The organism is Phenylobacterium sp., from assembly GCF_035475775.1.
In the GTDB taxonomy this organism is placed as follows: domain Bacteria; phylum Pseudomonadota; class Alphaproteobacteria; order Caulobacterales; family Caulobacteraceae; genus Phenylobacterium.
In genome coordinates this window covers 1-6,354 of sequence record NZ_DATIMC010000001.1, presented here as the reverse complement: position 1 = coordinate 6,354, position 6,354 = coordinate 1, and the positions used below count along the sequence as shown (strand labels likewise).

Below are 6,354 nucleotides of genomic sequence, written 5' to 3'. Positions count from 1 at the left end.
CATGGGAAGACGACGCTGACGGCGGCGATCACCATGACGCTGGCGAAGACGGGCGGGGCGACGGCGAAGAAGTACGAGGAGATCGACGCGGCGCCGGAGGAGAAGGCGCGCGGGATCACCATCAACACGGCGCACGTGGAGTACGAGACGGCCAAGCGGCACTATGCGCACGTGGACTGCCCGGGCCACGCCGACTACGTGAAGAACATGATCACCGGGGCGGCGCAGATGGACGGCGCGATCCTGGTGGTCTCGGCGGCGGACGGGCCGATGCCGCAGACCCGCGAGCACATCCTCTTGGCCCGCCAGGTGGGGGTGCCGGCGCTGGTGGTCTACATGAACAAGGTCGACATGGTCGACGACGAGGAGCTGCTGGAGCTGGTGGAGATGGAGGTGCGCGAGCTGCTGTCGTCCTACGAGTTCCCGGGCGACGACATCCCGATCGTCAAGGGCTCGGCGCTGGCGGCGGTGGAGGGCCGCGATGCGGAGATCGGCGAGCAGTCGGTGCTGGCGCTGATGAGCGCGGTCGACGACTACATCCCGCAGCCGGAGCGGCCGAAGGACCTGCCGTTCCTGATGCCGGTGGAGGACGTGTTCTCGATCTCGGGGCGCGGCACGGTGGTGACCGGGCGCATCGAGCGCGGCATCGTCAAGGTGGGCGACGAGGTGGAGATCGTCGGCATCCGCCCGGTGCAGAAGACCATCTGCACGGGGGTGGAGATGTTCCGCAAGCTCTTGGACCAGGGCGAGGCGGGCGACAACGTCGGCGTCCTGCTGCGCGGCACCAAGCGCGAGGACGTGGAGCGCGGGCAGGTGCTGTGCAAGCCGGGCTCGATCACCCCGCACACCAAGTTCCTGGCCGAGGCCTACATCCTGACCAAGGAGGAGGGCGGGCGGCACACGCCGTTCTTCACCAACTACCGGCCGCAGTTCTACTTCCGCACCACCGACGTGACCGGGGTGATCCGGCTGAAGGAGGGGGTGGAGATGATCATGCCGGGCGACAACGCCGAGCTGAGCGTCGAGCTGATCACCCCGATCGCCATGGACCAGGGGCTGCGCTTCGCGATCCGCGAGGGCGGCCGCACGGTGGGCTCCGGCGTGGTCTCCAAGATCCTCGAATAGACCGCCCAGGCCGCGCACCCGGTCCCAAGGCCGCCGGCCATCCCGGCGGCCTTTTTGCGGGGGCGGCCGTCGGAAATGACATGACCGCGATTTAAGCTGCCACGACGCATCGCCGAGGTTAGCGTCCCCGGGGGCTGAACAAGGGGACTGGATCGATGCGCAGCATCCTCGCCGTCGCCGCTTCCGCGCTCGCGCTCGCCGCGGCCGGCGGCGCCAAGGCGGCTTCGGTGGAGATCCGCGACGCGGTGGCGCGCGTGACGGTGATCCCGGAGGACCGCAGCGACGTCAGGGTCGAGTTCCTCTCCCGCAATCCGAAGCTGCCCTTCGAGGTCCGAACCCGGGGCTCCGAGGTGGTGGTCGACGGCGGCCTGAGCCACCGCATCCGCAGCTGCAGCCGCGGCGATCGACCCCGCGCCGCCGTCTGGGGCGTGGGCGAGGTGGAGGGCGATGCGGTTCCGCAGGTGGTCATCCACACGCCTCGCGCGGTGATGGTCTCCAGCAATGGGGTGGTGTTCGGCGCGATCGGGCGCGCGGGCAGCGTGCAGCTGCGCGATTCCGGCTGCAGCACCTGGACGATCGCCGACGTGCAGGGCGACGTCTCGGTGGACGAATCCGGCGCGGGACTGGTCCGGATGGGCGCCATGGGCCGCCTCGATGTGAGGCTCTCGGGGGCCGCCGACATCCACGCGGTGCGGGTGCGCCAGGGGGTCACCGCCAGCCTCTCGGGCAAGGGCGGGCTGAAGGTCGAGGACCTCGTCGACGGTCCCATGGACGCCCACGTCTCCGGCCTCGGCCGGGTGCGGGTCGCCGAGGGGCGCGCGAGCAATGTGCGGGCGCTGGTCTCCGGCATGGGCGGCGTCGACTTCGGGGGCTCGGCGGGCGGGCTGGAGGCCGACATCTCGGGCGTCGGCACAGTGCATGTGCGGCAGGTCACCGGCCCGGTGACGAAGTCGGTCTCCGGGATTGGCCATGTCTCGATCGACGATCAGCGGTCCTGAGCCGCGCAAGGGAGTCCGAACAATGCGTCTTGCCCTGGTCCTGGCGATGTCCAGCGGGCTGTCCGCCCTGGCCGGAGTCGCGCAGGCGGCGGCGACGGTGCAGATCAAGGATGCGGTGGCGCGCGTCACCGTCGTGCCGGAAGCCCGCAGCGACGTGCGGGTCGAGATCCTGTCGAGCAATCCACGCCTGCCGCTCGAAGTCCGCACCTTCGGCGGCCGCACGGTGGTGGATGGCGGCCTGCGCCGCAGGATCCACAACTGCCGCGGCCCGGCCGGCAATCCGCGTGTGGACGTGGGCGGGGTGGGGCAAGTGGGCTGGCGTGAGATGCCTCAAGTCGTCATCCACACGCCGCGCGACGCCAACGTCGAGGCGGGCGGGGCGGTGTTCGGCTCCGTGGGCCGCTCGGCCAACCTGGACCTGGCCAACGCCGGCTGCGGCGACTGGACCGTGGCCAACGTCGAAGGCCGGCTAAGGCTCAACGAGGCCGGATCCGGCGACGTGCGCGCGGGCTCGGCCGGCGAGGCGCATATCCGGGTGGCGGGCTCGGGCGACGTCTGGACCGCCGAGGTGCGCGGCCCCTTGCAGGTCGACATCGCGGGCTCGGGAGACGTGACCGTCGCCGCCATCGGCGGAGCGCTCGATGCGCGCGTCGCAGGCGCCGGGGACGTGCGGGTCCGCGGCGGACATGCACCCGTGGTGAGCGTCTCGATCGCCGGGTCTGGCGACGTCGACTTCGGCGGAGTCGCTGACCGGCTGAGCGCCAAGATCATGGGGTCCGGCGATGTCCGCGTGAGGCAGGTGAGGGGCCCGGTCTCCAAGATGGTCATGGGCTCGGGCGGCGTGAGCGTCGGGCGGTGAAGCCATGCGTGCGGCGGTTCTCTTCGCGCTGATGGCCGTGGGCGCCTGTTCGCCGAATCCGGCGGCGCCGGCGGGGTGGACGCTGATCTGGCGCGTGGGCGGCCTCGCCGATCCGGAGAGCGCGGCGCCAAGCCCGGACGGCAAGACGCTCTACGTCGCCAATGTGAACGGCGAGGCCGACGCCCGCGACGGCAACGGCTTCATCAGCCGGCTCTCGTCGGACGGCCGGATGATCGACCGCACCTGGATCTCAGGTCTCGATGCGCCGAAAGGGGCGATCGTCGCCGGCGACCGGCTCTACGTGTCCGACATCACCCGGCTCGTGGAGATCGACCGCGAGACGGGCAGGATCGTCGCCCGCTACGAGGCCCCCGGCGCCAGGTTCCTGAACGACGTCGCGGTGCTGCCGGACGGCGCCCCGGTGGTGAGCGATTCCGAGACGGCGCGGATCTACGTCCTCAAGGACGGCAAGATGGGCGTCTGGGCCGAGGGACCGCTGCTGAAGGGCGCCAACGGCCTTCTGGCCGAGCCGGGCCGGCTGCTGGTGATCACCATGGAGGGCAAGCTGCTCGCCTTCGACTACGCCGCGCGCGCGCCCAAGGTGCTGGCGGACGGATTGGGTCAGGGCGACGGCCTGGCGCCGGCGGGCGACGGCGCCTACTACGCGAGCGAATGGCCCGGCCGGCTCTATCGCATCGGGCCCGACGGCAAGGTCGCCACGCTCATCGACAGCCGCAAGGCCGGAATCTACATCAACGACATCGCGCGGCTCGGCGACGAGCTGCTCGTCCCGCACATGAAGCCCGGCGAGGTCGTCGCCTATCGATTGCCAAATCCGGCGGCGCGGCCTTGACGCGGCGGAGTGCGATGGGTATCTACCCGCCTCCTGTTGGACCGGCCGTAACCCCTCGGGGTTAGACGCGGTTCGCGGAACGACCTGAGACAGTGCCTATCGTAGCGTTTCGGGAATGGGCCCTCGCGGGTGTCGCGCGGGCCTAAGTCGTTTGTGCGGACTTTCGCGTGCGCACCCTCTCGAGGGTTCGGGTTGGTCTTTGACATGGTCGAGATCACGCGGGCGGCCCGCCGTCTGTAGGGAAACGAAAAGAGCGATATGGATCGTCAGAACATCCGCATCCGGCTCAAGGCCTTCGATCACCGCGTGCTGGACCATTCCACCCGCGAGATCGTCAATACGGCCAAGCGGACCGGCGCGACCGTGCGGGGACCCATCCCGCTGCCGACGCGCATCGAGAAATTCACCGTCAACCGCTCGCCGCACATCGACAAGAAGTCGCGCGAGCAGTTCGAGATCCGCACGCACAAGCGCGTGCTCGACATCGTCGACCCCACCCCCCAGACCGTGGACGCGCTGATGAAGCTCGACCTGTCGGCTGGCGTGGACGTCGAGATCAAGCTCTGAGGGGATGCGGCCGATGCGAACCGGCGTGATCGCCAAGAAGCTGGGCATGACGCGCTTCTTCGACGAAGCGGGCAGCCATGTGCCGGTGACCGTGCTCAGCCTCGAGGGCTGCCAGGTCGTAGGCCAGCGCACCGCGGAGCGGGACGGCTATGTGGCCCTCCAACTCGGGGCGGGCGCCAAGAAGCCCAAGAACACCTCCAAGGCGCTGCGCGGCCATTTCGCCAAGGCCCAGGTGGAGCCGAAGCGCACCGTGGCCGAGTTCCGGGTCTCCGAGGACAACCTCATCGACGTGGGCGCGGAGATCACCGCCGACCACTTCGTGCCGGGCCAGAAGATCGACGTGACCGGCACGACCGTCGGCAAGGGTTTCGCCGGGGCCATGAAGCGATGGAACTTCGGCGGCATGCGCGCCACCCACGGCGTCTCCGTCTCCCACCGCGCCCATGGCTCCACGGGCAACCGGCAAGACCCGGGCCGGACCTTCCCGGGCAAGAAGATGGCCGGCCATCTCGGCCAGGAAACCGTCACCACGCTCAATCTCACCGTCTGGCGCGTCGATGCGGAGCGCGGCCTGATCCTGGTCAGGGGCGCCGTCCCGGGCACGGAAGGCTCGTTCGTGAAGATCCGCGACGCCGTGAAGGCGCAGCTTCCGGCCGACGCGCCGAAGCCCGGCGCCTTCCGCAAGTCCGGCGAGCCGACGCCCGCCGAAGAGGCTTCCGCCGAAGCCGTCGACGAGACTCCCGAGACGGTCGGCCAGGAAGCGCCCGCCGAGGCGACCGCCGCCCCCGAGACCCAGGTCGAAGAGACCACCGCTCCGCAAGCCGCCGCCGCACCGGACGTGCCCGCAGCCGGGGATGAAGCCCAATGAAGCTCGACGTCATCAAGCTGGACGGCGGCAAGGGCGGCTCGATCGAGCTGCCCGACGAGATCTTCGGCATCGAGGAGATCCGCGCCGATATCCTGCAACGCTGCGTCACCTGGCAACTCGCCAAACGCCGCGCCGGCACCCACAAGATCCAGGTGCGCAACGAGGTCTCGCGCACCGGCAAGAAGATGTACCGCCAGAAGGGCACCGGCGGCGCCCGCCACGGCTCGCGCCGGGCGGCCCAGTTCGTCGGGGGCGCCAAGGCCCACGGCCCGGTGGTGCGCAGCCATGCCTTCGACCTGCCGAAGAAGGTCCGCGCGCTGGCCCTGAGGCACGCGCTCTCCTCCAAGGCCAAGGCCGGCGCCCTGATCGTGCTCGATGGGGCGAGCGTGGAGGCGGCCAAGACCGCCGCGCTCCGGGCCAGCTTCGCGAAGATCGGGGTCATCGACGCCCTGCTGATCGCCGGAGCCGAGGTGGACCCCAACCTGAAGCTCGCGGCGCGCAACATCCCCAACGTGGACGTGCTGCCGAACGCCGGGCTCAACGTCTATGACGTGCTGCGCCGTCAAACCCTGGTGCTGACGAGGGACGCGGTCGAGGCGATCCGCGTGCGCTTTTCGCCTGAGGAGGCCGCGTGATGGCCGAGCAGCCCACCGTCCGCCACTACGACGCCATCGTCGCCCCGGTGATCACCGAGAAGGCCACCTTGCTGTCCGAGCAGAACAAGGTCGTGTTCCAGGTCGCCGCCGACGCGACCAAGGACGAGATCGCCGCCGCCGTCGAGGCGCTGTTCAAGGTCAATGTGACCAAGGTCAACACCCTGAACGTCAAGGGCAAGACCAAGCGGTTCCGCGGCATCCAGGGCCGTCGGTCCGATGTCAAGAAAGCTGTCGTGACTCTGGCCGAGGGCCAGTCGATCGACATCACCACGGGGCTCTGACCAGATGGCCTTGAAGCAATTCAATCCGACCTCGCCGTCCCGCCGGGGGCTGGTGCTGGTCGACAAGTCCGAGCTGCACAAGGGACGGCCGGAGAAGTCCCTCGTCGAAGGGCTGACCAAGTCCGGCGGGCGGGGCGGCGGCGGGCG

General features: G+C 69.9%; 7 protein-coding genes and 2 pseudogenes. All 9 read left to right on the top strand.

The annotated features are described in order from the left end of the window. Positions 1-1,125, top strand: a 1,125-nt coding sequence (tuf, locus tag VLI41_RS00045) for an elongation factor Tu (protein ID WP_325266000.1), incomplete at its 5' end; no start/stop codon positions are given. 155 nt (positions 1,126-1,280) lie between these two features. Beyond that, positions 1,281-2,123, top strand: a complete 843-nt coding sequence (locus tag VLI41_RS00040; RefSeq protein ID WP_325265999.1) for a hypothetical protein — start codon at positions 1,281-1,283, stop codon at positions 2,121-2,123. A 22-nt stretch (positions 2,124-2,145) separates the two neighbouring features. After that, entirely contained in the window at positions 2,146-2,982 is an 837-nt protein-coding gene (locus VLI41_RS00035) for a GIN domain-containing protein (RefSeq protein ID WP_325265998.1), read from the top strand. Positions 2,983-2,986: 4 nt separating this feature from the next. Further along, complete coding sequence (locus tag VLI41_RS00030; RefSeq protein WP_325265997.1) at positions 2,987-3,835, top strand: hypothetical protein; 849 nt, start codon at positions 2,987-2,989, stop codon at positions 3,833-3,835. Positions 3,836-4,093: 258 nt separating this feature from the next. After that, entirely contained in the window at positions 4,094-4,402 is a 309-nt protein-coding gene (gene rpsJ / locus VLI41_RS00025) for a 30S ribosomal protein S10 (RefSeq protein ID WP_012521787.1), read from the top strand. Positions 4,403-4,415: 13 nt separating this feature from the next. Next, a pseudogene (gene rplC, locus VLI41_RS00020) lies at positions 4,416-5,138 on the top strand (50S ribosomal protein L3); the annotation flags it as partial. A 128-nt stretch (positions 5,139-5,266) separates the two neighbouring features. Continuing rightward, the gene (gene rplD / locus VLI41_RS00015; protein ID WP_325265996.1) at positions 5,267-5,905 is read left to right on the top strand and encodes a 50S ribosomal protein L4; all 639 of its coding nucleotides are present in this window, start codon (positions 5,267-5,269) and stop codon (positions 5,903-5,905) included. Continuing rightward, positions 5,905-6,207, top strand: coding sequence for a 50S ribosomal protein L23 (locus VLI41_RS00010; RefSeq protein WP_297697282.1), 303 nt, complete (start codon positions 5,905-5,907; stop codon positions 6,205-6,207). Before rplD ends, VLI41_RS00010 begins: the two co-directional genes overlap by 1 nt. Positions 6,208-6,211: 4 nt before the next feature. Then, a pseudogene (gene rplB / locus VLI41_RS00005) lies at positions 6,212-6,354 on the top strand (50S ribosomal protein L2); the annotation flags it as partial.